At 68.0% G+C, this 25,707-nt stretch carries 24 protein-coding genes and 4 pseudogenes; 13 read left to right on the top strand and 15 right to left on the bottom strand.

What is annotated here, in order from left to right; genetic code table 11:
* A pseudogene (locus J2X34_RS09370) lies at positions 1–248 on the bottom strand (rod shape-determining protein); the annotation flags it as partial.
* Here J2X34_RS09370 and J2X34_RS09365 point away from each other — a divergent pair.
* Positions 235–405, top strand: a pseudogene (locus J2X34_RS09365) (hypothetical protein); the annotation flags it as partial. The pseudogenes J2X34_RS09370 and J2X34_RS09365 sit on opposite strands and share 14 nt — an antisense overlap.
* Before the next feature lie 73 nt (positions 406–478).
* Here J2X34_RS09365 and J2X34_RS09360 read toward each other — a convergent pair.
* A pseudogene (locus tag J2X34_RS09360) lies at positions 479–602 on the bottom strand (hypothetical protein); the annotation flags it as partial.
* 324 nt (positions 603–926) lie between these two features.
* Between J2X34_RS09360 and J2X34_RS09355 the strand changes: the two are divergent.
* Positions 927–1,748, top strand: coding sequence for a hypothetical protein (locus J2X34_RS09355; protein ID WP_429516759.1), 822 nt, complete (start codon positions 927–929; stop codon positions 1,746–1,748).
* Positions 1,749–2,138: 390 nt separating this feature from the next.
* Here the strand turns inward: J2X34_RS09355 and htpG are convergent, their stop codons facing one another.
* Positions 2,139–4,097, bottom strand: a complete 1,959-nt coding sequence (htpG, locus tag J2X34_RS09350; RefSeq protein ID WP_429516755.1) for a molecular chaperone HtpG — start codon at positions 4,095–4,097, stop codon at positions 2,139–2,141.
* Positions 4,098–4,264: 167 nt separating this feature from the next.
* Between htpG and J2X34_RS09345 the strand changes: the two are divergent.
* Both J2X34_RS09345 and J2X34_RS09340 read left to right on the top strand, forming a co-directional pair.
* Positions 4,265–5,200: pseudogene (locus tag J2X34_RS09345) on the top strand (ATP-binding protein); the annotation flags it as partial.
* Between the two features lie 332 nt (positions 5,201–5,532).
* Complete coding sequence (locus J2X34_RS09340) at positions 5,533–5,700, top strand: response regulator transcription factor (RefSeq protein ID WP_429516751.1); 168 nt, start codon at positions 5,533–5,535, stop codon at positions 5,698–5,700.
* Here J2X34_RS09340 and J2X34_RS09335 read toward each other — a convergent pair.
* The 3 genes from J2X34_RS09335 to J2X34_RS09325 are packed head-to-tail and all read right to left on the bottom strand — an operon-like array spanning position 5,685 to position 7,518.
* Positions 5,685–6,359 carry a Dabb family protein gene (locus J2X34_RS09335; RefSeq protein ID WP_174908698.1) on the bottom strand — a complete coding sequence of 225 codons (675 nt, stop codon included), beginning with the start codon at positions 6,357–6,359 and terminating at the stop codon, positions 5,685–5,687. The two genes, J2X34_RS09340 and J2X34_RS09335, sit on opposite strands and share 16 nt — an antisense overlap.
* Positions 6,352–6,666 carry a hypothetical protein gene (locus tag J2X34_RS09330; RefSeq protein ID WP_114718523.1) on the bottom strand — a complete coding sequence of 105 codons (315 nt, stop codon included), beginning with the start codon at positions 6,664–6,666 and terminating at the stop codon, positions 6,352–6,354. The genes J2X34_RS09335 and J2X34_RS09330 overlap by 8 nt, the downstream gene beginning before the upstream one ends.
* A 60-nt stretch (positions 6,667–6,726) precedes the next feature.
* A complete protein-coding gene (locus J2X34_RS09325) occupies positions 6,727–7,518 on the bottom strand; it encodes an SDR family oxidoreductase (RefSeq protein WP_174914502.1) in 792 nt (263 codons plus the stop codon).
* 167 nt (positions 7,519–7,685) lie between these two features.
* Between J2X34_RS09325 and J2X34_RS09320 the strand changes: the two genes are divergently transcribed.
* On the top strand, positions 7,686–8,324 hold the full coding sequence (locus tag J2X34_RS09320) for a response regulator (protein ID WP_114718137.1): 639 nt from the start codon (positions 7,686–7,688) through the stop codon (positions 8,322–8,324).
* 100 nt (positions 8,325–8,424) lie between these two features.
* A complete protein-coding gene (locus tag J2X34_RS09315; protein WP_254622824.1) occupies positions 8,425–9,051 on the top strand; it encodes a hypothetical protein in 627 nt (208 codons plus the stop codon).
* A gap of 76 nt (positions 9,052–9,127) precedes the next feature.
* Here J2X34_RS09315 and J2X34_RS09310 read toward each other — a convergent pair whose 3' ends face one another.
* From J2X34_RS09310 to J2X34_RS09300, 3 genes are all read right to left on the bottom strand, one after another.
* Positions 9,128–10,810 carry a sensor histidine kinase gene (locus J2X34_RS09310; protein WP_114718526.1) on the bottom strand — a complete coding sequence of 561 codons (1,683 nt, stop codon included), beginning with the start codon at positions 10,808–10,810 and terminating at the stop codon, positions 9,128–9,130.
* A 195-nt stretch (positions 10,811–11,005) separates the two neighbouring features.
* Entirely contained in the window at positions 11,006–12,775 is a 1,770-nt protein-coding gene (locus tag J2X34_RS09305) for a DUF4873 domain-containing protein (protein WP_429516749.1), read from the bottom strand.
* Complete coding sequence (locus J2X34_RS09300) at positions 12,772–13,668, bottom strand: AurF N-oxygenase family protein (protein ID WP_429516748.1); 897 nt, start codon at positions 13,666–13,668, stop codon at positions 12,772–12,774. Before J2X34_RS09300 ends, J2X34_RS09305 begins: the two co-directional genes overlap by 4 nt.
* Positions 13,669–13,882: 214 nt before the next feature.
* Here J2X34_RS09300 and J2X34_RS09295 point away from each other — a divergent pair, with 214 nt between their 5' ends.
* Entirely contained in the window at positions 13,883–14,497 is a 615-nt protein-coding gene (locus J2X34_RS09295) for a TetR/AcrR family transcriptional regulator (RefSeq protein WP_258557581.1), read from the top strand.
* Here J2X34_RS09295 and J2X34_RS09290 read toward each other — a convergent pair whose 3' ends face one another.
* The 3 genes from J2X34_RS09290 to J2X34_RS09280 form a co-directional block, all read right to left on the bottom strand.
* Positions 14,498–14,824, bottom strand: a complete 327-nt coding sequence (locus J2X34_RS09290) for a cupin domain-containing protein (protein ID WP_114718140.1) — start codon at positions 14,822–14,824, stop codon at positions 14,498–14,500.
* A 112-nt stretch (positions 14,825–14,936) separates the two neighbouring features.
* Positions 14,937–15,419 (bottom strand): dihydrofolate reductase, encoded by a 483-nt coding sequence (locus J2X34_RS09285; RefSeq protein WP_114718141.1) that lies wholly within the window; start codon positions 15,417–15,419, stop codon positions 14,937–14,939.
* Complete coding sequence (locus J2X34_RS09280; protein WP_114718142.1) at positions 15,419–16,243, bottom strand: thymidylate synthase; 825 nt, start codon at positions 16,241–16,243, stop codon at positions 15,419–15,421. The genes J2X34_RS09285 and J2X34_RS09280 overlap by 1 nt, the downstream gene beginning before the upstream one ends.
* Before the next feature lie 27 nt (positions 16,244–16,270).
* On the opposite strand from J2X34_RS09280, the gene cobF reads away from it, so the two are divergent.
* The 6 genes from cobF (at position 16,271) to J2X34_RS09250 (ending at position 22,167) form a co-directional block, all read left to right on the top strand.
* Complete coding sequence (cobF, locus tag J2X34_RS09275) at positions 16,271–17,017, top strand: precorrin-6A synthase (deacetylating) (protein ID WP_114718143.1); 747 nt, start codon at positions 16,271–16,273, stop codon at positions 17,015–17,017.
* 177 nt (positions 17,018–17,194) lie between these two features.
* A complete protein-coding gene (locus tag J2X34_RS09270) occupies positions 17,195–18,328 on the top strand; it encodes an acyl-CoA dehydrogenase (protein WP_429516745.1) in 1,134 nt (377 codons plus the stop codon).
* Positions 18,329–18,475: 147 nt separating this feature from the next.
* Positions 18,476–19,525: an SDR family oxidoreductase gene (locus J2X34_RS09265; protein ID WP_114718145.1), complete on the top strand. Its 1,050-nt coding sequence runs from the start codon at positions 18,476–18,478 to the stop codon at positions 19,523–19,525.
* A gap of 8 nt (positions 19,526–19,533) precedes the next feature.
* Positions 19,534–20,769: an aspartate aminotransferase family protein gene (locus J2X34_RS09260; RefSeq protein WP_429516743.1), complete on the top strand. Its 1,236-nt coding sequence runs from the start codon at positions 19,534–19,536 to the stop codon at positions 20,767–20,769.
* 21 nt (positions 20,770–20,790) lie between these two features.
* Complete coding sequence (locus J2X34_RS09255; protein WP_429516741.1) at positions 20,791–21,261, top strand: SRPBCC family protein; 471 nt, start codon at positions 20,791–20,793, stop codon at positions 21,259–21,261.
* A 39-nt stretch (positions 21,262–21,300) separates the two neighbouring features.
* A complete protein-coding gene (locus J2X34_RS09250) occupies positions 21,301–22,167 on the top strand; it encodes an Fpg/Nei family DNA glycosylase (protein ID WP_429516739.1) in 867 nt (288 codons plus the stop codon).
* On the opposite strand, the gene J2X34_RS09245 is transcribed toward J2X34_RS09250, so the two are convergent.
* From J2X34_RS09245 to J2X34_RS09235, 3 genes are read right to left on the bottom strand one after another with little or no spacing between them, the layout of a single operon-like run.
* Positions 22,150–22,590: a GtrA family protein gene (locus tag J2X34_RS09245; protein WP_114718528.1), complete on the bottom strand. Its 441-nt coding sequence runs from the start codon at positions 22,588–22,590 to the stop codon at positions 22,150–22,152. The genes J2X34_RS09250 and J2X34_RS09245 overlap by 18 nt on opposite strands.
* A gap of 58 nt (positions 22,591–22,648) precedes the next feature.
* Positions 22,649–24,130, bottom strand: coding sequence for a carboxylesterase/lipase family protein (locus J2X34_RS09240; RefSeq protein WP_429516737.1), 1,482 nt, complete (start codon positions 24,128–24,130; stop codon positions 22,649–22,651).
* Positions 24,127–25,686, bottom strand: coding sequence for a carboxylesterase/lipase family protein (locus J2X34_RS09235; protein WP_429516735.1), 1,560 nt, complete (start codon positions 25,684–25,686; stop codon positions 24,127–24,129). The genes J2X34_RS09240 and J2X34_RS09235 overlap by 4 nt, the downstream gene beginning before the upstream one ends.
* Positions 25,687–25,707: the final 21 nt, after the last annotated feature.

Genomic DNA, 25,707 nt, shown 5'->3' with positions numbered 1-25,707 from the left:
CCGACCATGATCTGGTGCTCCTCGCGCAGGTAGTGGTGCAGCGCCTCGGTCAGTTCCTCCCCGGCCAGTTGGCAACTGCGGTGCGAGATCACGCCACCGAAACAGATGGCGGTGACCTCCGAGACACCGGCCGGCGCCGAGAAGACGGCCGTTGGCCGCCGACCGTACCGCCGGTGCGGGGCGACCTGCTCGATGACGGCCGTGACGAATGCCCGGGCCGACTCCAGATCCACGATCAAGGCGTTTCGCGACAAGGACCTCGAAGCCGACACATCGGATCTGCACATCGAGCTCGACACCGACGCCCGCACTCTCACGGTGCGCTACAGCGGCATCGGCATGTCCCGCGACGAGGTGATCGACCTGATCGGCTCCCTCGCCAATACCGGGACCGCCGAATTGCGCTACTACACGGCGTTTCGCGCTGAAGCGGCGAGCTGGAGCACCCTGCGCACTTCGCGAAGCCTGCTCGCGAACCGAGCTCGAGCTTGTCGAGCGCGTCGGACGCGTTGGAGGCGAGCGCGCGGAGGGAGGTACCCCGTCGCACATGGGGCGAACCTGTGCGATGCCTTGTCTTTGTTGGAGTACACCGAATGGATCATCAGATCCAGGATCTGGCGAGTCTCGGTTTGGAAGCGGATTCGTAACTGGCACAAACCACTCCAAACCCCAGAATGCGGCAAATCGCATATGGCAATTTCGGCTTCCGCTACCCAATCGAAATGCTAGGTTGACTTCGCCTACACGCATGTGAGGCGTCAACCGTCAGTCGGGGGTCTGGCGGAGTTTCGTAGGGGCGATGGTTGCGTTTCAATGAATTTGATTGCATGCGGTTTGGGCGGATCGTCTTAAATTCTGCGTAGGTCAATCGAGGAGGTCGTGAAACAATGCCAACCCACGGGAGCGGAAATCCCCGCACTCTGAAGATGAAGACCCGCATCATGATTGCCGCGACGGCGGCCACCGCGCTCACGGTCGGCGCGCTTGCGGTCGGGCACGCTGATCCTGAATCTGGAAGCCATGGATCAGTGGAATCCCTCGCCGCCCCGGTGTCGGGCAGCCTCGACGGCTCCGGAAGTCACGATGGCAGCTCTGGCAGCAAGGACGGCAGTTCCGGTGGCAGCCTGGGGAGCCTCGGTTCCGGTAGCAAGGATGGCAGCAATGAGGGGAGCCATGACGGCAGTTCCGAAGGCAGCCACGATGGCAGTTCCGATGGCAGCCTGGGGAGCCTCGCTTCCGGTAGCAAGGATGGCAGCAATGAGGGGAGCCATGACGGCAGTTCCGAAGGCAGCCACGACGGCAGTTCCGATGGCAGCCTGGGGAGCCTCGCTTCCGGCAGCAAGGACGGCAGCAATGAGGGGAGCCATGACGGCAGTTCCGAAGGCAGCCACGATGGCAGTTCCGATGGCAGCCTGGGGAGCCTCGGTTCCGGCAGCAAGGACGGCAGCAATGAGGGGAGCCATGACGGCAGTTCCGATGGCAGCCTGGGGAGCCTCGGTTCCGGCAGCAAGGACGGCAGCAATGAGGGGAGCCATGACGGCAGTTCCGATGGCAACCTCGGGAGCCTAGGGGCCCTGGGGAGCCTCGGCGCACTGGGAAGCCTCGGAGCCCTGGGGAGCCTCGGGGCCCTGGGAAGCCTCGGTTCAGGCAGCCACGACGGCAGTATGGATGGCAGCCACGACGGCAGTAAGGATGGCAGCCACGACGGCAGTAAGGATGGCAGTAAGGATGGCAGCCACTGGGGGTGACCGTTTTTGAATTGCTTCGTAGGCCTATCCCGAAGGTCATGAAGCGATGTCAATTCACGGGAGGGGGAAATCTCCCGCACTCCGACGATGAGGACCCGCATCATGTTTGCTGCGACGGCGGCCGCGCTCGCGATCATCGCGCCTGCGGTCGGACAGGCTGATCCTGTCGACCTCATGAGGAAATGAATTTCTCCCCAATGGTGCCGGCGGTTTGTTGCCTTGCCTCGTGCGACAACAAACTGCCGGCACCAGCGTTTCACGCTGATGCGAGCCGAGCGGAACTTTGATCGTTTGATCGTTTGATCGTTCCGCGGCCGCAATTGTTTCGATGCACAACGCGCCCGCGGGAGCAGGACTCCCGCGGGCCGCTGCCTCGAGTTGATAACGCGTCTAGATGGTGCGTGCCAGGCGGTTCGCGAGCATCTTCGCGAAGTGCGCCGGATCCTCCAACTCGCCGCCCTCCGCGAGAAGTGCGGTGCCGTAGAGCAATTCGGCGGTCTCCGCGAGGCTCGGGTCGTCGCCGCGCTCGGCGTGCGCAGCCCGTAGACCCTCCACCAGCGGGTGCGTCGGGTTGAGTTCGAGGATCCGCTTGAAGTGCGGGACCTCCTGGCCCGACGCCCGGTACATGCGCTCGAGCGACGGCGTCATGCCGAATTCGTCGCCGACGATGCAGGCGGGGGAGTCGGTCAGCCGAGTCGACAGGCGCACCTGCTTGACGTGGTCGTCGAGGGTGGAGGTGAGCCAGCCGAGGACGTCGGCGAACTGCTTGTCCTGTTCCTCGCGCTTGGCTTCGGCGTCCTTCTTCTCGTCCTCGGTGTCGAGATCGACCTCGCCCTTCGCGATGGACTGGAGCGGCTTGCCGTCGAACTCGGGGACCGACGTCACCCACATCTCGTCGACCGGGTCGGTGAGGAGCAGCACCTCGAGGCCGCGGGCGCGGAAGGCCTCCATGTGCGGCGACGCCTCGAGCTGCTGGCGGGACTCGCCGGTGAGGTAGTAGATCTGCTCTTGGCCGTCCCTCATCCGCTCGACGTACTGCGCCAGCGTGGTCTGTTCGTCCTCGCTGTGCGTCGACGGGAACGAGGAGATCTCGAGCAGGGTGTCGCGGTTGTCGAAGTCCGACAGCAGACCCTCCTTGAGGACCCGGCCGAACTGCGACCACACGGTCCGGTACTTGTCCCGCGACGTGTCGTCATCGTGCGTCATCATTTCGCGGATAGTGGTGAGGACCTTCTTGGTGAGCCGGCGCCGGATCGCCCGGATCTGCCGGTCCTGCTGCAGAATCTCGCGGGAAACGTTGAGCGACAGGTCCTGTGCATCCACGACACCCTTGACGAAGCGCAGGTACTCGGGCATGAGTTCCTCGCAGTCGTCCATGATGAAGACACGCTTGACGTACAGGTGGATGCCGGCGCGGTGCTCGCGCGAGAACAGATCGAACGGCGCGTGCGACGGGATGAACAGCAGCGCCTGGTACTCGAACGTGCCCTCCGCCTTCATCGGGATGACCTCGAGCGGGTCGTCCCACGAGTGGCTGACGTGCTTGTAGAACTCGTTGTACTCGTCGTCGGAGACCTCGCTGCGGGGCCGGGCCCACAGCGCCTTCATCGAGTTGAGCGTCTCGGTCTCGACGACGGTCTTCGGGGCGTCGTCGGTGTCGTCTGCATCGTCACTGCTCTTCGGGGCCGGCTTCTCGACGTCCATCCGGATCGGGTACGCGATGAAGTCCGAGTACCGCTTGACGATTTCGCGGAGCTTGCGCTCGGCCGCGTAGTCGTACAGGTGGTCGTCGACGTCCTCCGGCTTGAGGTGCAGCGTCACCGATGTGCCCTGCGGGGCGTCGTCGACGGTCTCGATCGTGTACGTGGACTCGCCGCTCGAGACCCACCGCGTCGCGTGGCTCTCGCCGGCCTTGCGGGTCAGCAGCGTGACCTTGTCGGCGACCATGAATGTCGAGTAGAAGCCGATACCGAACTGACCGATCAGTTCTTCGGAGGCGGCGGCGTCCTTCGCCTCGCGCAGCTTGCGGCGCAGCTCGGCGGTGCCCGACCTGGCGAGCGTGCCGATGAGGTCGATCACCTCGTCGCGCGACATGCCGATGCCGTTGTCGCGCACCGTCAGCGTGCGCGCCTCCGTGTCGACGTCGAGCTCGATGTGCAGGTCGGAGGTGTCGGCCTCGAGGTCCTTGTCGCGGAACGCCTCGAGCTTCAGCTTGTCGAGTGCGTCCGACGCGTTGGAGACGAGCTCCCGGAGAAAGGTGTCCTTGTTGGAGTACACCGAGTGGATCATCAGATCCAGAATCTGGCGAGTCTCCGTCTGGAACTCGCGTTGTTCGATACCTGTGGTCATTCCTGGTTCCCTTCGGCAGCAGAACGTTCGACGCAAATGTTAGGACGAGGCCCGTGGTTTCCGCGAGGAAGGGCGACACCGACGTATCTTGGAATCGGGCTTTCCGCGTCCGGACCCCGAGCGCTCGGGCTCTGTTGCAGCGCGTCGACCTGGGCGGAGGGACTGAGATGGCGCCTTCCGCGACAGCACACCCTCTTCGCGGCCGTGAACAGGGAAATCTGCCCGAGGACGTCAGCAGCTTCGTGGGCCGCAGTTTCGAGGTGAAGGAGACGCGGCGGTTGCTGTCCGAATCGCGCCTCGTGACGCTGACCGGCCTCGGCGGGGTCGGTAAGACGCGACTGGCTCTCCGGGTCGCAAGGGATGCGCAGCGGACATTCGTCGACGGAACCTGGTTCGTCGACCTGAGCGAGCTCCACGATGCCGACCAGCTGGCGCAGGCAGTGGCGAGCACCCTGGGACTTCAGGACTGGTCGGTTCGGTCACCGCAGTCGGTGTTGATCGATCACCTGGCAGACCGGCGAACCCTCCTGTTACTCGACAACTGTGAGCATCTCGTAGGTCCTGTTGCCGCACTGGTGCAGACGCTGCTCAGGGCCTGCCTCGGATTGTCCGTGCTGGCGACGAGCCGTGAACCCCTCGGCATCGGCGGCGATGCGGTGGCCCTGTTCGAGCAGAGAGCCAGGGCCGTGGTGCCCGGATTCCGGCTCACCACCGAGAACAGCGCCACGGTCGCCCGGATCTGTGCGCGACTCGGGGGCCTGCCCCTGCCGATCGAGCTGGCGGCGGCCCGGCTCCGAGCGCAGTCCGTCGATCAGCTGCTCGAACGACTCGACGACCGCCTCCGCCTGCTGACCCGGGGCGACCGCACCACACCGAGCCGCCAGCAGACCCTGCGGCTGTGTATCGACTGGAGCTACGGCCTGTGCACCGATCGAGAACAGCGGTTGTGGGCTCGCCTGTCGGTGTTCGCCGGCAGCGTCGCGCTCGACGCGATAGAGGGCGTCGTGGCGGACGACGGAGTAGACGGTGACCTGCTCGACGTCGTGACGTCCTTGGCCGACAAGTCCATCCTGATCCGGGAGGAGGTGGATGCGGCCGTGCGCTCGGCTTCGCCTGGTGCTTCGAAGAACTCGCGTGGACCGCTGGCACGGAACGGCCCGAGCGGGCCGCGATGTTACTGGGCGCGTCCGACGCCCTGTTCACGGCGACCGGCAGCCCGTCGGCAACCTTCCAGGCCCTGGTCTCCTAACACGACGCGTGCGTGCGGGCGGCGCGTGAGGCGCTCGGGGACAAGGTATTCGATGCAACACTCGAGCGAGGAATGGCCATGAACCTCGACGAGGTCGTCGCCTGGGCCCTGGACTAGCGGAGACCGGAGACGCCGCTGCCGTCGCCCGCCGGTAGCAGCGCCACGCTGACCCCGCGCGAACGGCAGGTGGCCGCACCCGTGGCCGAGGGCATGACGAACAAGGCGATCTCCGAGCGACTGGTGATCGCTCCGCGCACAGTGGAGGGACATGTCGAGCACATACGCGACAAGCTGGGATTCAACTCGCGCGCACAGATCGCTGCCTGGACCGTCGAGAATCAGGCGGACGGTTGATCTCCGGCGACCGGCACCGGTCGGTCCCGACCCAGGACCGGCCCGTCGATCGCGCAGAAGCTGTGGCACAGACCGGTGACGATCCGGTGCGCGCGTTCGGGGTCGAACCAGCGGTCGACGTGCGCCCAGTGGTAGGGGTGGGTCATGTAGGGGCCGGTCAGCCCGTCCACGCTCGCGTACTCCTGTTCCCACACGTGGGTCCACCGGGTGCCGCACGACTCCCGCACGCGGCTCAGTTGGGAGGCGCCGATCGACGGTATGTAGTCCGGCATCGCGGCCGTCTCGGCCTCGAACTGCGCCACCAGGTCGGGATCCGTCGCGGGGTCGACCGCGACCAGCAGCGTCCGGTAGACCGTGGGCGTCGACGCGACGCTCGCCGGTCGCACGGCGCCGGTGTAGGTGACGCCGTCGATCTGGTCGACGGTCGGAACCCACAACAGGAAGTCCACGGCGTTCTCGACGCCGCGCCAGTCCGATTCGCTGTCGAACCGGAACTTGGCGACGAGGTCCCCGCCACGGATCCCACCCGGCAGGGTCGGCCGGACGAGGACGCTGCGGGCGTGCGGTTCGACGGCGTCGCGCAGGCCCGCGACCACGGCGTCACGTGCGGCGTCGTCGGCGGTGTCCGTGAAGCTGATCAACCTGATGACCTCAAACATCGGTCACCACCGGAAGATCCGCGGCGGCGCAGGCAGTGGAGCGTCGACGGCTGGTCAGCGACCGGTCGGCGGACGCCCACCACTGCGCCACGTCCGGGTCCCGGCCCGCGGCCCACCGCTGCTGCCACCAGGCGTCGGCGCCGTGGACCGTCCAGGTGACGGTCACGGTGTTCGACTGGTCGTCGAGCCAGACCGGTGGGCTGACGAGGATGCGGTCGAGGGTGAGGCCGCGTGCACGGGCACCGGGTGCGTACTCCTCGAGGTACGACGCGAGGAACGCGCGGCCTTGTCCGGGCGCGACCACCATCTCGTCGACGACGTAGACGACCGGCTCCAGGGTCTCAGCGGTCTCGGGGGAGGTCACGGGCTACACCTTCTGGGTGAGACCGGCGTCGACCACCAGTTCGGTGCCGGTGACGAAGCGGGACTCGTCGCACGCCAGGAACAGCACCGCGTTACTCACGTCCACGGCGTCGACCCACGGTACGGGGATCAGGTTCCGATCCGACAAAGCTTGCCTCGCATCGGCTTCGGTCGGTGCAGCGAGATCGGGACGTAGTCGCGCGATCGCCTCGGCGGCGAGTGGCCGCCCGCTGCCCACCGCGCCCGGATGCACCGAGTTGACGCGGATCGAGCGCGGACCCAGTTCGATCGCCAGCGTGCGCGCCAGACCGACGGCGCCGTGCTTGGCGGCCGCGTAGTGCGCGCGGTTCGCGTTCCCGCGGATGCCGGCGGTGGAACCGACCACGACCACCGATCCGCCGTCGGGCATGTGAGGAACGAAGGCGCGCACCGTGTTCCAGACGCCGCTGAGATTGATGTCGAGGGATCGCTGCCACGTCAACTCGTCGATGGTCAGGGCCGGGCCGGGGGCGTCGCACAGCCCCGCGTTGGCGACTACGACATCGACGCGTCCGAACTCGGCCACCGCGGCGTCGGCGGCGGCGCGCAGGGCGGCGACGTCCCGGACATCGGCGGTGCGGGTCAGGACCCGGCGCCCCGCCGGGACGCTCGCGGCGGTCTCTGCCAGGGCCTGCTCCGACAAGGTGCCCGGCAGGTCCAGCGCGACCACGTCGGCGCCCTCGTCGGCCAGCCTCCGGACGTGGACCCGGCCCGTACCGTTTCCTGCCCCGGTGACCACTGCCACCTTGCCGGTCATGCGACCCGCCACGCGCGTCATCCAACTCCCTCCGTAGTGCTCGGACAGGACGCTAGGGCCCCGCCGAGCGGGGTGCCTACGGCCGATTCCACGGAGCGGGAGGGTCCGCCACCGCCCGGGTGCGACCGGCGCGGTAGCGTTTTCCCGACAGCTACGGAGGTGCACCGATGACACGGGTCTTTCTCGTCGACGATCACGAGATCGTGCGGCGCGGACTGGTGGATCTGCTGGGCAGCGCGCCTGACCTCACTGTGGTCGGCGAGGCCGCCTCGGTGGGGGAGGCGCTGGCCCGGATCCCGTCCAGCGGCGCCGACGTCGCGGTGCTCGATGTCCGGCTGCCCGACGGCAACGGCGTGGAACTGTGCCGCGACCTGCGGGCCGTGCTGCCCGACCTGCGCTGCCTGATGCTCACGTCGTACGCCGACGACGAGGCCCTGTTCGACGCCGTCATGGCCGGCGCGTCGGGTTTTGTGCTCAAGCAGATCCTCGGCACCGACCTGATCTCGGCCGTGCGGACGGTCGGCGCGGGCGGCTCGCTCCTCGACAGCCGCGCCACGGCCGCCCTGATGCAGCGGATCCGCTCCGAGCGCACCACCGACCCGCTCGCGGAGCTGTCCGACCAGGAACGCGCGGTCTTCGACCTCATCGGACAGGGTCTGACGAACCGGGAGATTGCCGAGCGCCTGTTCCTCGCGGAGAAGACGATCAAGAACTACGTCTCGCGCCTGCTCGCCAAGCTCGGCATGCAGCGGCGCACCCAGGCGGCCGTCCTCGCCACGGAGCTGCGGAACAGCCGGCGCCGCTAGGTACGGGGTGCCGGACTTCGATCCCAGCTGAGTGTCGGCTGTCCCCGCTACTCTCCTACGGTCGCGATCAACAAGGTCGGACTCGTGGACGAATGGAGCGATGATGGGCATCCAGGGATGCGGCGAGAGCGGAACCCCCGATGGTGCAGAAGCAGCGGTGACGAGTATTCCTGCACCGCTGCTTCGGGATTACCGCCACATCGGAGGAATCGAATCAATCGCGGTCGACGGTCATCGGTACTTCTTCGGCTACGACTTCAGTGAAGATCTGGTGCTTTCCCCACTGATCGACGACAACGAACTCATGTCGGTCTTCGCGGAGGCGCACATGGAGCAGCGGGACGGCCTGCACGATCGCGAGTACTGGCGGGATCTCGTTGATGGATCACTCGAATTCTCAGGGTTGGCGGAGCCGGAATCTTGCTCCTTCGAGTCCGACCAACTGCGCTTGATCGTCACCTCGCTGAAGAATATTGCCGAAACCGGAGTGCCGGCGCCTGACTTCGACTACCCCTATCACCTGAGATTCCTGTTGTCCTCCGCCGGGCAGTGGGAAGAGCAATTCACCGCAACCGAAGAGGGCATGACGGCCCTCCAGGGCATCGAGAGCTCTGCCGGAGGGGCCACGCTCGAGCAGATCGCTCGAGATGTTCTCCTCGAGACTCGGAATGCGATGAATGTTGCTGGGGGAAACTGGGCAGAGGTCTTCGACGCCCTCGGCCAATGACACCTCGCGGTACTGCTCCCTGACGTCGAAGCCACCCAACTGACGCAACGTGGGACGAGCGAAACGGGTCGTCACCTCACCGCAGCGGCACCCGCCACGTGAGTTCGGTTCCTCCGCTGAGGCCGGGCAGGACGGTGCAGCTGCCGCCGCACTGCTCGGCCCGGCGGGCCAGGTTGTCGAGCCCGCTGCGGCGCGTCGTCTCGGGCAGGCCGACGCCGTTGTCGCAGATCCGGATCGTCAGGTGATCGGCGGCGTCGATCGCCACCGTGATCGTCGTCGCGTCCGCATGCCGCAGCGCGTTGCTCAGGCCTTCGCGCAGCACCGCCTCGGCGTGCGGATGGATCCGCGGCGGCACGAGGGTGTCGATGGCGCCGGTGAACTGCACGTTCGGGACCAGCACCGAGCGGGTCGTCAGATCGCCGATCGCGTCGAGCAGCCGTCGCCGCAGGCTCGTGGGAGCCTGTTCGCCGGTGGTCTGCAGGTCGAAGATCGTGGTGCGGATCTCGTGGATCATCCGATCGAGTTGGGACACCGACTTGGTGATCGTGCCCGACGCGGACTCCGGCACGGGCGCGTTCTCGTCGAGCAACAGGCTCTGCAGGCTCATCCCGGTCGCGAACAGTTGCTGGATGACGTTGTCGTGCAGGTCGCGGGCGATGCGGTCGCGGTCGGCCAGCACGTCGAGCTGCCGTCGCCGGTGCTGCTGGTCGGCGAACTCGACGGCCAGCGCGGCCGAGTCGGCCATCGACCCCAGCCGGGTGATCTCGTCGGGCGCCCACCCGAGGCCCTCGCGCGTGACGACGAGCATCCCGGCGACGCCGGACGTCGTGGACAGCGGCAGCGCGGCCACCCGAACGTCGCTGCCGGTGGCGAACGGTGCCACCCGATCCCGCTCGGTGAGCAGCGCGGGCCGTCGACCACGGACCACCGGCAGCAGGCCGGAGTCCGACAGGTCGATCCGGCTGCCCGGCCGCGGGCCGTCGCCGCCGGAGGCCGCCTCGACGATCGCGTCATCCTCGTCCTCGACCACCAACACGTACGCGCCGGTCGCTCCGCACAGATCGCGGGTGCGCGTCACCAGAAGCTCCAGAGCCTCGTCGATGGACCCGCCGGACAGCAGGCGGGCGTTGGACGACGCGAGGGCCGTCAGCCAGCGTTCCCGGGTGCGGGACTCCTCGAACAGGTGGGCGTTGTCGATCGCGACGCCCGCTGATGTGGCGAGGGCGTCGAGGATGGTCTCGTCCTCGTCGGTGAACTCCGGACCGGTCCGCTTCTCGGTGAGGTAGATGCTGCCGAACACCCGACCCCGCACGATGATCGGCATGCCGAGGAAACTGTCCATCGGCGGATGGTTCGGCGGGAAGCCGACCGACGCCGGGTGCGCGCCCAGGTGTCCGACGCGCACGGGTCGCGGATGCTCCATCAGCAGGCCGAGCAGCCCGTGGCCCTCCGGCAGGTGCCCCATCCGCGCTCGCTCCTCCGCGGTGATGCCCTCGTACACGAACTCGGACAGTCCACCGTCGGGGTCGCGCACGCCCAGCGCGCCGTAGCGCGCATCGAGCAGCGTGGTCGCCGCCTGCACGATCCGCTGCAGGATCGAATCGAGTTCCAGTCCGGCGCCCACCACCAGGACGGCCTCGAGCAGTTCCCGCAGCCTTGCCGGGGTCGCGACGCTGTCGACGAGCCGACTGCGCATGTCGGCGAGTAGTTCCTCCAGGTTGTCGAACTCCCCGAAGCCCCAGTTACCGCCGTTCACCATGCACGCAGCATAGGTGGCGAGGAATTTGTCCGACACGGGTGTAACACGTTGCAGTCGCGCCTCGATGCATTCGGTGAAGTTGTCGTGAGCGAGTTGTGGTGGCTCGCCGGCGACATCACAACTGTCCGGCGTCGATCCTCGGGGGAGGGGGTCGACGCCGGACTCCCTTTCGGCCGCTCTGTGCGGCCCGCCGGGTCAGACCAGGAGGTCGTCCAGCGCGAACGGTGGCGCGCCCACCCCGGTGATCCGGAAGTGACCCCACGGATCCCGCTCGGCGAGGATCGCGTCGACGAGGGGCCCGTCCCCGATCCGGAGCGTCGGCACTCCGGCGTCGGGACGTTTCAGGTCGGCGATGCGATCGTCCCCCGCGACCTGCCCGTACCAGTGGTAGTGGCCGTCGAGTGGGTCGAGGTGCCCGGTGAGGTGCACCTCGACGGCCAGTCGCAGCCCGGCGCCCTCGAGAACCGCGGGGCCGCGGTAGTCCTCCTCGTCGCGGTCCTCCGCGGAGCTGAGGTCGAAGTCGTCGACGCCGGGGCGGCGCATGCGCAGCCAGTACGACGCGCTCGACCCGGGCCAGACCGCCCGGTTGCGTCCCGTCCGGTCGAGGTACCAACTGTCGCAGCCACCCGAATTCCACACCGAGCCCGCGAGCTTCTGATGGATCCGACGATTGAAGTCCCGCTGGGTGCCGCCGCGCACCTCGATGCGGGTGGCCTCGTGGCCGTCCATCAGCTTCAGGCACTCGAGGATGTAGTGCGCCTGTGCCTCGATGACGAAGACGATGGACTGGTTTCCGCCACCCGAGTTGGGGCCCATCATGAGGAAGAAGTTCGGGAAGCCGCTGACGGCGACCCCGAGGTAGGCCTCCATGCCGTCGCGCCACGCCTCCTGGATGCTCAGCCCGCCGCGTCCGACGATGTGTTCGCTCGCGAACCGGTCGGCGATCTCGAACCCGGTCCCGAACACGACGACGTCGGCGTCGTGCGCGGCGCCGTCGTCGGTGCGGATCCCGGTCTCGGTGAACTCCGCGATGCCGGACGTCACCAGGTCGACGTTCTCGCGCTGCAGCGTCGGATAGTAGTTGCTGGACACCAGGATTCGTTTGCAGCCGATCGTGTAGTCCGGGGTGAGGGTCGCGCGCAGCGCAGTGTCGCGGACCTGGTGGCGCAGCAGACCGCGGGCGGCGCGTTCGAGCGCGCCCATCAGCCGCGGGTGCATGAACCCGGCGATCAGCGATTCGTGACTCCAGTAGATCGCGCCGCGGTAGGTCTTCTGCACGCCCGGCACCGTCCGGAACAGGTGCTTCTCGGTGGGGGTGATGGCCCGGTCCAGTTTCGGCAGCACCCAGTGGGCGGTGCGCTGGAAGACGTCCACGTGCGCGGCCTGCTTCGCGATCTCGGGGACGAACTGGACGGCGCTCGCGCCGGTGCCGATCACCGCGATGCGCTTGCCGGTCAGGTCCACCGAGTGATCCCACTCGGCGGAGTGAAAAACGTTTCCCGTGAAGCGATCACGGCCGGGGAACGCGGGGATGCTGGGCTTGTGCAGCGGGCCCGGGCCGGCCGCGACGATGCGCGGTCGGTAGACGTCGCCGGCGGCGGTGCGGACCGCCCAGCGGTCGGTGGCCTCGTCGAAGTCGTAGGCCACGACCGCGGAGTCGAAGCGGATGTGCGGGGCCAGGTCGTAGTCGTCGACGATCCGCCGGATGTAGTCGAGGATCTCGGGTTGGCGGGCGTACATCCGCGTCCACCGCCGGTTCGGGGCGAACGAGAACGAGTACATCAGCGACATCACGTCGCACCCGCATCCGGGGTACGTGTTCTCCCGCCACGTACCGCCCACCTCCGACGCCTTCTCCAGGATGACGAAGTCGTCGATTCCCGCCTCCTTCAAGCGGATCGCCATGCACAGCCCCGAGAACCCGGTCCCGACGATCAGGACCCGGGGCGCCGCGACGGTCTTCACAGGAATCCCGCTCGACGCCACATCGCGCGCGAGGGTCGGCGCATCAGGCCGGTCTCCTCGAGGAACGCGGCAAGGTCGGCGAACCCGCGACGCTGGTTCGCCCGGAAGTGCGGATTCGCCAGGGCCTGTCGGCGAGCCTCCCGCGGGTCGAGGCCGGCCCGCTTGTACATCGCCGGATTGGTGAACAGTCGCGCGAGCAGCAGTCCGCCGAGGCCCTGGGCCGTACCGACCCAGACCCTGTCGATCCGATGGGTCCCGGCGATCCTCCGGCGCACGCCGGCCCGCGCGAACTGGATGTGTCGGGCCTCCTCGGTGACGTGGATCCGCATGAGCCGGGCGATCAGGGGTTGCAGTTGGGGATCGTCGACGACGCGACGTTGGGTGGCGTCGAAGATCTCCTCGCCGATCAGCGCGGCCACCCACAGCATGGTGCCGCGAAAAGTCTTGGGCAGCACGTTGACTGCGGCCGCCTGATACCAGCGCAGTCGGTAGGGCTTGGCGCCCATCCGTTCGATCGCCCGGCCGAACATGGCCATGTGCCGGCACTCGTCGCCCATCTCGGTGAGCGTGTACCGGGTGTGCAGCGATCCGGGATCGTTGTGCAGCAGGTGCCGCAGCAGCGCCTGGTTGAGAATGTTCTCGAACCAGATCCCCACGCTGAGGATGTTGGCGGACTCCTGCCGGGACAGTTCGATCCGCTGCGCTTCGCTCATCGAGTCCCACAACGGCGTGCCGTACAGCGACAGCACGTGGGGCGGGAGGAAGTACTTGCCGTCCTCGAGCGGTGCGTCCCAGTCGATGTCCACCACCGGGGCGTACGAGCGCTTGACCGATCCGTTGAGCAGTCGGTCCGCGACCGACTCCCGATCGGGTGGACTCGTCGTCTGCGTCATGACCGTCCCTCCTGGGCGTACCCTGCGGGACTCGCCGCAGGGGCGGGAACGAACGCCGTAGCCGATACGGCGCAGTGTTTGTCGTTTGCCGATATCACCTAAAACGTAAGCGCATCCGCGACGGTCGTCAATGGTGTCTGTGATGCTGCGGAACAGTAATCGCGTCGTGACTGCCCCGGCGCGATCGGCGAGCCGCGCTACTAAACTCTCTGCGGTGAATTCCCGTGCACAAGATCTGAGCCCCACCGCGTTTCGCGAACGCATCCTCGACGCAGCTGAGGCGTGCCTGATCGACGTCGGCTACAGCCCGCGACTGCACGCCCAGATCGCCGAGCGGGCGGGGCTGTCGCGCCCGACGGTCTACAAGTACGTGGGCGACCAGACCGCGATCTTCGAGGCACTGTTCCAGCGCGAGATCACCCGGTTCTTCGCGGTGCTCGATCCGGTGCTGCGCGGGCGCGATCAACTGCACGTCGGATTCGTCGACTGCATCGTCTTCGCGGTGTGTTACGCGCGCCGGCACACGATGCTGCAGAAGGCACTTCGAGACGATCCGGACATCGTCCTGCCATGGTTCACGGTGCGCGCGAGGCCACTGATCGAGCGAGGCGCCGATTTCCTGGTGCCGCACTTCGAGCGCCTGTTCACCCCGCAGCAGCTCGTGGCGGTGAGTCCCCGCGCGATCTGCGAGTGGGCGTTCCGGTTGGTGGCCTCGCTCATCGTCACCGAGGGAGTCGTCGACACCGCGGACGAGGCCGCGGTGCGGGGGTTCGTCGGCGGTCTGCTGTCGATCGCGGTCGTGCCCGCGACCGACGCGCGGGTGGTCTGACTACTTCGCGACCGTCAGCAGGAACGCAACGTCCTCGAGCGCCTCGACGCTGTGTCGCGCCGCAGGCATGATCAGCAGGTCGCCGGCCGACCCCTTCCACGAGTCCTCGCCGCAGATGAGCGCCAGTTTGCCGCTGAGCACCAGCAGCGTGGCCTCGCCGGGGCTGTCGTGCTCGGCCAGGCTCTTGCCGGCGCCGAGCGCGATCACGGTCTGACGCAGGCTGCGTTGATGGCCGCCGTACACGGTCTGCGAACTGCGTCCGCTGGACGACGTGGACGCCAGTTTGAGCTGCTGCCGGGCGAGGGCCGTCAATGAGGTCTTGTCCATCAAAGGTCACTCCTGGTGACTGCAGGGACGGTGTCCCCGCAGTATGACCCACCGCGCCGGAGATGACCGGGTTATCGGCCTAACGGTTCGGCCACCGTCCGGGAGTGGCCCGTCAGCCGCGGACGTACGTGAGGAATCGGTAGCGCAGACCGGACTTCTCCGAGATGTGCCAGTCTCCGGTGTCGCCGACGACCCACTCGTCGCCGATCTCGGGCGCGAAGGCGTCGCCCTCGATGTCCGCGTCGATCTCGGTCACCGACAGCAGGTCCGCGAACGGCATTGCCGCGGTGTAGATCTGCGTACCGCCCACGACCCAGGCGGTGTCGCCCACGAGCGCGAGGGCCTCTTCGATGCCGTTCGCGGTCTCGGCGCCGGCCGTGGTCCAGCCGCTCTGACGGGTGACGACGATGTTCCGGCGGCCCGGCAGGGGGCGGAACTTCGGCGGGAGCGAGTCCCACGTGAGCCGGCCCATCACCACGGGGTGACCCATGGTGGTGTCCTTGAAATGGGCCATGTCCTCGGGGACGCGCCACGGGATCGTGTTGTCCCGGCCGATCACGCCCGCGGTGGTCTGGCCCCAGATCAGGCCGATCATCAGATCGCCACCGGCGCCTTGATCGCGGGGTGGTGGCGGTAGTCGACGATCTCGACGTCCTCGAAGGTGTAGTCGAAGATCGAGTCGCGCTTGTTCAGCTTCAGCGTCGGGTAGGGGAGCGGCTCCCGGGAGAGCTGCTCGGTGACCTGGTCGACGTGGTTGTCGTAGATGTGGCAGTCGCCGCCGGTCCAGATGAAGTCGCCCACCTCGAGCCCCGTCTGCTGCGCCACCATGTGGGTGAGCAGCGCGTAGCTGGCGATGTTGAACGGCACGCCGAGGAACAGGTCGGCACTGCGCTGGTACAGCTGGCAGCTGAGCTTGCCGTCGGCGACGTAGAACTGGAAGAACGCGTGGCACGGCTGCAGCGCCATCGCGTCGAGGTCCGCGACGTTCCACGCCGAGACGATGATGCGGCGCGAATCCGGATTGGTCTTCAGCGTCTCGATCACCTTGGTGATCTGGTCGATGTGCTCGCCCGACGGGGTGGGCCACGACCGCCACTGCACGCCGTAGACCGGGCCCAGCTCGCCGTCTGCGTCGGCCCACTCGTCCCAGATGCTGACGCCGTGTTCCTGCAGCCACTTGACGTTGGACTCGCCGCGCAGGAACCACAGCAGCTCGTACACGATGGACTTGAGGTGCACCTTCTTGGTGGTGATGAGCGGGAAGCCCTCGCCGAGGTCCCAGCGCATCTGGTGCCCGAAGACACTGCGCGTACCGGTGCCGGTGCGGTCAGCCTTGGTGGCGCCGGTGTCCATGACCAGTCGGAGCAGATCTTCATACGGGGAGTGCACGGCGGACAGTCTAGTCGGCGACTCGGGCATCGACCCCCGAGCGGTAGCGTGCCCCGCATGCGTGAGCTTCTCGTGATCGGCATCGGTGCCGGCGACCCCGACCAGGTGACGATCCAGGCCGTGAAGGCCATGAACCGGGCCGGCGTGTTCTTCGTCATCGGCAAGGGCGACGAGAAGCAGGAGCTGGTAGACCTGCGCACCACGATCCTGGCCGAGCACATGGAGCGCGAGTACCGGATCGTCGACATCGTCGACCCGCCGCGGGACCGGACCCCGTCCGACTACGCCGGCGTCGTCGACGACTGGCACGACCGCCGCGCCGAGGTGTTCGAGGAGAAGTTCGCGGCCGAGGACGGCGTCGGCGCGATCCTGGTGTGGGGCGATCCGTCGCTGTACGACAGCACGCTGCGGATCGTCGAACGCGTCCTGGCGCGCGGCAACGTGCGGTTCGAGTACACCGTGATCCCCGGCGTCACGAGCATCCAGTCGCTGGCCGCGCAGCACCGCATCGTGCTCAACCGGATCGGCGAGCCCGTCCATGTCACCACCGGACGCCGGCTGCGCGAGGGTCTGCCCGACGGCGCCGGGACCGCAGTCGTGATGCTCGACGCGGACTGCAGCTTCACCCACGTCCCGGACCCCGGCAACGAGGTGGAGATCTGGTGGGGTGCGTACCTCGGTCTGCCCGACGAGGTGCTGATCTCCGGCAAGCTGCGCGAGGTGGAGGACGAGATCGTCCGCGTGCGCGCCGAACTGCGCGAGCGCAAGGGCTGGATCATGGACATCTACCTGATCCGTCGCTGACAGGCCCGCCCACCCCAGGGTGGGATTTCCTCACCCCTACGAGTGTGTGGGTCCACCCTCGGGTTGCTGTTCAGCGGGACGCCGTCGGACGAGGTTGGAAACCGGGAGATTTGGACATCCGACCTTGGAGCGTCACCCTCGCTCCGAGCCCTACACCTGGACGGCGGTGGAGGAGATATGAGGTTTCTCGAAACTGACCGCGGCGTGCTGCAGCGCAGTCTGCCCGGTCTGGACGAGGCGCTGACGGCGATACCGCCGGGCGACCTGGAACGGCGGGGCAGCCCCGGCACCGCGGTGTTCCGGGAGGCCGGTGGGCCGGGCCTCCTCGTGCCCGCCGATCTGGGCGGCATCGGGGCAAGTCCCCTCGAGGCCGTCCGGGTGCAGCGCGCGATCGGCTCGCGGTCACCGTCGCTGGCGGTCGCCACCACGATGCACCACTTCTCGGTGGCGAGCCTCGTCGCGGTGAGTGAGACGAACACCGGTATGGACTGGATGCTGCTGCAGGCCATCGCCGCCGACAGTCTGCTGCTCGCATCCGGCTTCGCGGAAGGGCGCCCGGACGGGCAGATCCTGAAGCCGACCATGACCGCCACCCCCACACCTGACGGCGTCCGGCTGAGCGGGGTCAAGAAGCCATGCAGCCTGTCGCGCTCCATGGATCTGCTGACCGCCAGCGTCATGCTCCCTCGGCCGGACGGCCCGGGAGAACAGCTCGCGGTCGCGCTCATCCCAGCGAAGGACGACGGCGTCTCGGTCAGCTCGTTCTGGTCCAGTTTCGCGCTGGCCGGTGCCGAAAGCGATCAGGTCACCATCGACGACGTGCTGGTTCCGTCGGATCTCGTCGTAACCACGTCGGTGAGCGAGGGCGAACAACTCGACGACATCCAGAATGCCGCCTTCCTGTGGTTCGAACTGCTCATCACCGGTTCCTACGTCGGAGCCGCCAGCGCCCTGGTGGAGTTGGCGCTCGGTTCGGACCGGGTCAGCGAATCCGACCGGCTCCGACTGGTCGTCACGTTGGAAGGTGCGATGGCGTCGGTGGAGAACATCGCCCGCCGGATGACCGACGAGCTGAACAGCCGGCAACTGCTCGTGGACGCGCTCCTGGTGCGGTACGCCGTGCAGGATGCGATCGCGGCCGCCGTGCCCCGGGCAGTTGAGCTGCTCGGCGGGATAAATTTCATCACCTCGGATCGGATCGGCTACCTCGCGGCCGCGGTCAACGGACTGGGCTTCCATCCGCCGGCCCGAGCCAAGATGGCCGGCCCGTTGCTGGGTTACTTCGCCGGGAACCCGCTGGCCATCGCGTAGCGCCGGATAACGTTGCTGCGCAGCGTAATTCACTGGAACTATCGAAGAAATCGAAACGCATCGAAGGGGTGCCGACATGAAGATCGAACAGTTCGATCACGCTTCCCGTCACGGCCCGAAGGGTGGGGTCTTCGCCCCTGATTCCCGATGACCCGGAGCAAGCGAACTCTGCTGCTCACCGGTGGCTCCGGAGTCATCGGCAGGGCCGTGCTCGACGCGATGGCCGAGGACTTCGACATCGTGTGTCTGCGCGGCAGACGCCCGATCGACGACCCACGGGTCAGCGAGTTCGCCGGTGATTTCACGCACCCCACGCTGGGCTTGCCGGCCGCGGACTACGCCGCTCTGGTGAACCGGGTCGATGTCGTGCTGCACGGAGCAGCGGTCACCAAATGGAACGTGGATCCGGAGCGCCTCCGGGCGGTCAACGTCCAGGGTCCCGCGTCCATGCTGCGTGTGGCGGCCGACGCCGACGCCCCGCTCTACTACCTGAGTACGGCCTTCGTGATTCGTCAGGCCCCGGCCGACGAGCGTTTCGCCGGACTGGCCGCCTACCTGGAATCCAAGACGGAGGCGGAGGAGTTGATCCGCGCCGGTTCGGTTCCGGCCGTCATCCTCCGGCCGTCGGTGGTGACCGGAGACTCCCGTGACGGTCGAATGGCCGCCTTCCAAGGGTTGCACCGCATGTTGGGTAACGCGGTCAGGGGCAATCTCCCGGTGGTCCCGGGGGAGATCGAATCCCTGGTCGACACAGTTCCCCTGGACATCGTCGTCGAGGCCGTCGGCAAACTTATTCGTGAGGACGTGACCGAGGGCGAGTACTGGCTGACCGCGGGAGATCAAGCACTCACGTTCACCGATATCGCCGAGCTGTGCGAGTACGTGTCCCGGCTCGCCTGGATCGGCGCGGTGCGGCCACGGTTCATGCCCTTCGAGTCCGTCGACCGGTTGTTGTTGCCGCTGTTGGACGACCTGATCTCGGACGGACGACGACGGATGTTCATCGACTTCCTCGAGTCCGTGTGGGTGTTCCAGTCCAGCGATGCCATGCCCAGTGACCTGGACAGGCTGGGATTCGGTGATCGGGCCACCAAGGACGCCCTCACCGAGGCGCTCAGGCGCTCGCTGATCTACTGGGCCCAGGTCAAGAAGCTGTTGCCGGCGGAGCCGCCGGCGGTCGAAAGCGCAGTCCGATGAGCACCGGCATGCTGCTCGATTCCGATGTGCTGACCGACCGATACCGGAGGCACTTCGGCAGCGGCCGGGCGGCGCTCGGGCGGTTGATCGGTGACCTGGTCGAGGTCGAGTCGTCGGGTGCCTGGATCACGGTCGCGGACGGCCGTCGGGTCCTGGACTTCGGTGGCTACGGCGTCTATCTGCTGGGGCATCGTCACCCGGCAGTCGTGGAGGCGGTGTGCGATCAGGTTCGGCGGCACCCGATGGCCTCCCGGGTGTTCTTGGACCCCGTCAGTGCCGGTGCCGCCGCCGCCCTGGCCGAGATCACCCCCGGTGATCTGGACCTGGTGCACTTCGTCAACTCCGGTGCGGAAGCCACCGAGTGCGCGCTGAAGTTGGCTCGCGCGCAAGGCAAGACGGCTGTGATCACAACCCGCGCGGGGTTCCACGGCAAGACGCTCGGCGCGCTGAGCGTCACGGCGAACGGCGTGCTGCAGCAGCCCTTCCGACCGTTGCTTCCGCACATCATGGAGGTCGCCTTCGGCGATCCGGCCGAGCTGGAGGTGGCGTTACGCGCAACCGGCGGCCACGGCTGCTTCATCGTCGAACCGGTGCAGGGGGAGGGCGGCGTGAACGTGCCGCCCCCGGGCTACCTGCGCGACGCCGCCGAATTGTGTCGCCGCTACGAGGCGTTGCTGATCGTGGACGAGGTCCAGACCGGTCTCGGTCGGCTGGGTCGCTGGTGGGGAGTGGACGCCGACGGCGTGGTGCCCGACATGATGTTGGTCGGCAAGGGCCTCTCCGGGGGCGTGATGCCGATTGCCGCGGTGGTGGCCACGCGGGAGTCCTACGAGCCCTTCGCCCGGGACCCCTACCTGCACACCTCCACGTTCGCGGGGTCGCCGGCGGTGTGTGCGGCCGCCCGTGCCGCCATCGGCGTGATCCGCGACGAGGACCTCACGGCTCGCGCAGCAATGCTCGGCGAGCACCTCCTCGCGGGCATCCGGACGGCTGTGGCCCGGTACGGCGGCGGCCGCGTGGCCCAGGTGCGTGGCCGCGGGCTGTTGCTGGGCCTCGAGATGGCCTCGAGCGGCCTGGTCGGGGAACTGTTCCTGAACCTTCTGGAACGTGACGTCCTGGCCAACCACTCACTGAATGCGGCCAACGTGCTGCGCTTCACCCCGCCGGCGATCCTGACCACGGACGAGGTCGAACTCTTCCTCCGAGCCCTCGCCGAAGCCCTCGAGGACCTGACCCTCACCTGAACACGATCCTTTGGAGTTCTCATGCGCCACGTAGTCATGCAGATCCGCGCCGAGCACGTGCAGCCCGAAGCGGCCTACGCCCGGATCAGCGACTTCGCCCGCTACCCCGAACTGACGGAAACCGTCCTCGCCCTCGAACTCGAACCCGCGCAGGCGGACGGGTCGGTCATCTCCAGTTGGCTGGTCCGGTTCCGCAAGGGCACATTGCGCTGGACCGAGCGGGACGTGCTCGACCCGATCGCCCGCCGCATCGAATTCGCCCAACTCAGCGGGGACTTCCTGACGATGGAAGGGTCCTGGCAGCTCGACCCGGAGCCGGATCGTGACGGTGTGCTGATCCGCTTCGAGACCCGATTCGACCTCGGGATACCGAGCCTGGCGGAGATCCTCGACCCGGTTGCGGAGTCCACCTTGCGCAGCAACATCGTGCTCATCCTGACGGGCTTGCTCGGTTCCGTGGTCGACGTCGGGCCGCTCAACGAACCTGTCTGACCCCGCCCGGCTGTCGGCGCCGGCGCCTACGCTGAGCGCATGCCCGAACTGCCCGAGGTGGAGGCCCTGGCCCAGTTCCTGCGTGACCATGCCGTGGGGGCGGTGGTCGGTCGCGTCGACGTCGCCGCGCTGAGCGTGCTCAAGACGTTCGATCCGCCGATCACGGCGCTGCAGGGCCGTGACGTCACCGGGGCGCGGCGGTTCGGCAAGCACCTCGCGATGGACTGCGACGGGCTGTGGCTGATCACGCACCTGTCCCGCGGTGGCTGGTTGCGCTGGGCCGACAACCCCAGCACGGCGCCGCCGAAGCCGGGGAAGGGCCCGCTGGCGCTGCGGGTGCACTTCTTCACCCCCGACGGCGCGACGCCGGCCTTCGACCTCACCGAGGCCGGTACCAAGAAGCGGCTCGCGGTGTGGGTGGTGACCGACCCGCATCAGGTGCCGGGCATCGCCCGCCTCGGACCCGACGCGCTCGAGGTGGCCCGTCCAGAGTTCGGGGCACTGCTCGCCGGGACGTCGGCCCGGATCAAGACCGCGCTGGTGGACCAGTCCCTGCTCGCGGGAATCGGGAACGCGTACTCCGACGAGATCCTGCATGCCGCCCGGCTGTCGCCGTTCGCGACGGCGTCGAAACTGACGTCCGACGAGGTCGACGCGCTGTACGACGCGATGCGGTCGGAACTGTCCGACGCCGCGGCGCGCTCGGTGGGGCAGGAGGCGGCCCGGCTCAAGGGCGAGAAGCGGGCCGGGATGACGGTGCATGCGCGAACGGGAATGCCGTGCCCGGTGTGCGGCGACACGGTACGCGAGGTGTCGTACGCGGAGCGGTCGTTCCAGTACTGCCCCACATGCCAGACCGGCGGCAAGATCCTCGCCGACCGGCGGATGTCACGACTGCTGAAGTAGCGGCTGCCGGCGGCCGAACACCCAGCCGCGCAGTGCGATGAACCGGAGCCCGCCGACGACGCCGCTCACGGCGATCACCAGCGCGATCGACACCAGGCCGCCGACGTCGGGGAAGAAGAAGTGCAGCAGCGCCAGGGCCAGGGAACTGATGAGCAGGCCCAGCAGGGCCAGCGCGCCGCCCTCCCACTGTGCGGCGAACCAGGGCACCCGGTCGGCGGCGCGGAAGGTGCGGCGTCGATGCAGCTCGTTGGCCAGCACCGTGCTGGTCGCGACACCGACGGCGTTCGCCAGCAGCGTCCCGTAGGCGTCGAGAACGAGGAACGACAGCGCGTACAGCACATTGCTGGATCCGCCCACCAGGGCAAACCTGGTGAGCTGGGCGGCCCATCCGTCGCCGCCCAGACGCCTGTCGAGCACGGACATCGAGGTCTCCCACAGCCTGAGATTTGGTTGCAGTTCGCAACCGTAGCTCACGGGGGATTCAGTGACGGTGCCGGTATCCGAGCCAGGCCTCGCGGCGGGTGCGCAGCGGATCGGTCTCCACGCGGGACTCCGCGTCGATGATCAGGGTGTCACGGCGCTCCAGCGAGTAGCGCGGCCACGTCCCGAGCGGTCGCCCACCGCGCGCGAAGCGGAGCCAGTGGCTCTGCATCGTGTCGGTGACGACGCGCAGGTCGCGGCGGCCGCCGAGCGACGTGAGGGTGCGCGCCGCGGGCCCCCGCGCGCCGAACACCGCGAACAGTTCCGTCGCGTGCGTCGCCCCCAGGCCGGTCAGGCGCAGGAGGCGAGGCGCGAAGTCGTACCGGTACATGTAGGTGTCGCTGTGGCGGGTGTGCGCGTGTGCGCAGCGCACCGACGGCTCCCAGAAGACAACGTCGCCGCCGAGATCCGCGGCGGCCCGCCGGCCGGGATATCCGGGATACGCGCCGATCGCGCGAGCCTTGATCGCGGGATCGGTGTCTTCGAACATCTTCTCGATCCGATCCCGGTTCGTGGGAAGGATGTCGAGGAAGCGCGGGAAGATCCGCCCCTCGTGCGCGTTGGTGCCGATCAACAGTGGCACCTGGTGTTCGGTTCCCGCCTCGAACGCATTCAGTGGGTGCTCCGGCAACAGGTCACCGTCGGCGACCGCAGCGAACGGACGGGTGCCGGGCACCTCGTCGGCCCCACGGGTACTGAGCGTGGTGGCCGCCTGCACGAGGAGTTCGGGTGCGGCTGTGGTCAGGTACTCGGTCACGTCGGACCCGCAGACGCCCGCGATGTCGAGGAACTCGCGAGCCCACAGCGCCGCCAGTTCCCGGCCGTTCGAGGTGGCCGGGGGCGGGCTCTGGGCGATGGCGCGCGCGAACAGGCCCTTCGCGGCGGGCGTGCACATCAGGGTGACGACCGCGTCGGCGCCGGCGGACTCGCCGAACAGTGTCACGTTGGCGGGGTCGCCCCCCAACGCGGCGATGTTGCGCTGCACCCACTGCAGTGCGGCAACCTGGTCGCGCAGGCCGAGATTGGTATCGAATGGTCGTTCGGGCGTGGAGAACTCGGAGAAGTCCAGGTAGCCGAGGGCGCCGAGCCGGTAGTTCAACGAGACGAACACGACGTCGCCGCGGCGGACCAGCGAGGCGCCACTGTACAGCGGCGCCGACGAGGTCCCGGCCGTGTGTGCGCCGCCGTGGATGAACACCATGACCGGCCTGGCGACGTTGCTCGGGTCGGCCGACCTCAGCACGTTGATGGTCAGGCAGTTCTCGTCGCCCTGTCTGCGCTGCTGCGGCGCGGAGGGACCGAACTCGGTGGCGTCGCGGACGCCGGCCCACGGCTGTACTGGTTCCGGAGCGCGCAGCCGGAGCGCTCCCACCGGCGGTGCAGCGTACGGAATTCCCCTCCACGACAACAGATCCGGAAGTCGACGCCCACGGACCACGCCTTCCTGGAGGGTGGCCTCGACCTCGAGGTCGATCCCGGTCATGCCCGGTGCTCGGGTTCGGCAGGGTGTCGGTCCCGGTCCTCGTCGAGGTATCCGCGATAGTCGGCCCACGCGAGCCGGCGTTCCCGGTCCGGATCGCGTTCGATGCGGGTGGGGACGTCGAGGATGAGGGTACGGCGCATGTCGGTGTCGTACCGTGGCCACCACGGCGCAGGGATTCCGTTGCAGGCGAAGGAGATCCAGTGCTCCTGGACCCGGTCGGTGACCACGCGCAGTCCGCGTCGACCACCGGGGGCGGTGAGCGCACGTCCGGCGGCGGAGTCGCCGTAACCGAACACCGCGAACATCTCGAACGCGTGTGTGGCGCCGAGGTCGAGCCAGTGCATGAGGCGCGGCGCGAAGTCGAAACGGTAGCTGTAGGTGGGGGCATGGACGGAGTGAGCCTCGGCGATCTGGACCGACGGCCTCCAGAACGTCAGATCGCCGCCCAGATCGATCGCCGCTGCCGGATCCGGGTAGCCGGCGTATGCGCCGACGACGCGCGCCCGGGCCTCCGGATCGGTGAGCTCGAACATCGCGTCGATGCGTGCCTCGTCGGTGGGCAGACCGTCGAGGAACTTCGGGAAGAGGGTGCCCTCGCGGGCGTTGGTCCCGATGATCAGCGGTACTCGGTGCGCGGTGCCGTCAGTGAATGCCTGCAGTGGCGCCACGGGCAGGAAGTCGCCGTCGACGGTCGGCCCGAAAGGGTGCAGGCCGGGAGTCTCGGCGAGCACCTTGGCACCCAGCCGATGCCCCGCCTTGCCGAGTTCTGCCGAGGTGGCGTCGTCCAGGGCGCGGGCGGCCGCCGCAGGGTCGTCTGCGTTCGATCCGAGCAGCGACACGAACTCCCGGGCCCAGCGTCGCGCCCGCAGTGCGTCGTTCACGAGGACGGGTGCGGAACTCTGGGCGATGGCGCGGGCGAACAGTCCACGGGCGGCCGGCGTCGCCATCAGCGTGGTCACCGAGGTGGCGCCGGCGGATTCGCCGAACAGCGTGACGTTCTCGGGATCGCCCCCGAAGGCGGCGATGTTGCGCTGCACCCACTCCAGCGCGGCCACCTGGTCGCGCAGGCCGAGATTGGCGTCGAACGGCCGCGCGGGCGTGGAGAACTCGCTGAAGTCGAGGTATCCCAGCGAGCCGAGCCGGTAGTTGACCGACACGAACACCACGTCGCCCCGGCGCACCAGACGGTCCCCGTGGTAGATCCCCAAGGCCGTGGTGCCCATCGTGAAGGCGCCGCCGTGGACGAACACCATGACGGGCCGCGGCGTCGAGTTGGGCGCGGCCGGGGCGAGCACGTTGAGCGTGAGGCAGTCCTCGGACATCGGCTGGTACTTGCCCGGTCGCAGGGCGGTGCCCATCCGGTGCTGCGGTGCGGCGTTGCCGAATGCGGTGGCGTCGCGGACGCCGGTCCACGGCTCCACCGGTTGCGGTGCCCGCAGACGCAGCGGGCCGGCGGGTGGATCGGCGTAGGGGATACCGCGCCAGGCCAGCAGATCGCCGACCCGTCGGCCACGAACGACGCCGTCGACGGTGGTTACGTCCAGCCCGGGGGTCATGGTCGCGACTATACGACGGAT

Source organism: Rhodococcus sp. BE178 (genome assembly GCF_050433545.1).
Taxonomy (GTDB): Bacteria; Actinomycetota; Actinomycetes; order Mycobacteriales; family Mycobacteriaceae; genus Prescottella.
The sequence above is the reverse complement of the archived record's forward strand: the minus strand, read 5'-3'. Positions and strand labels throughout refer to the sequence as shown.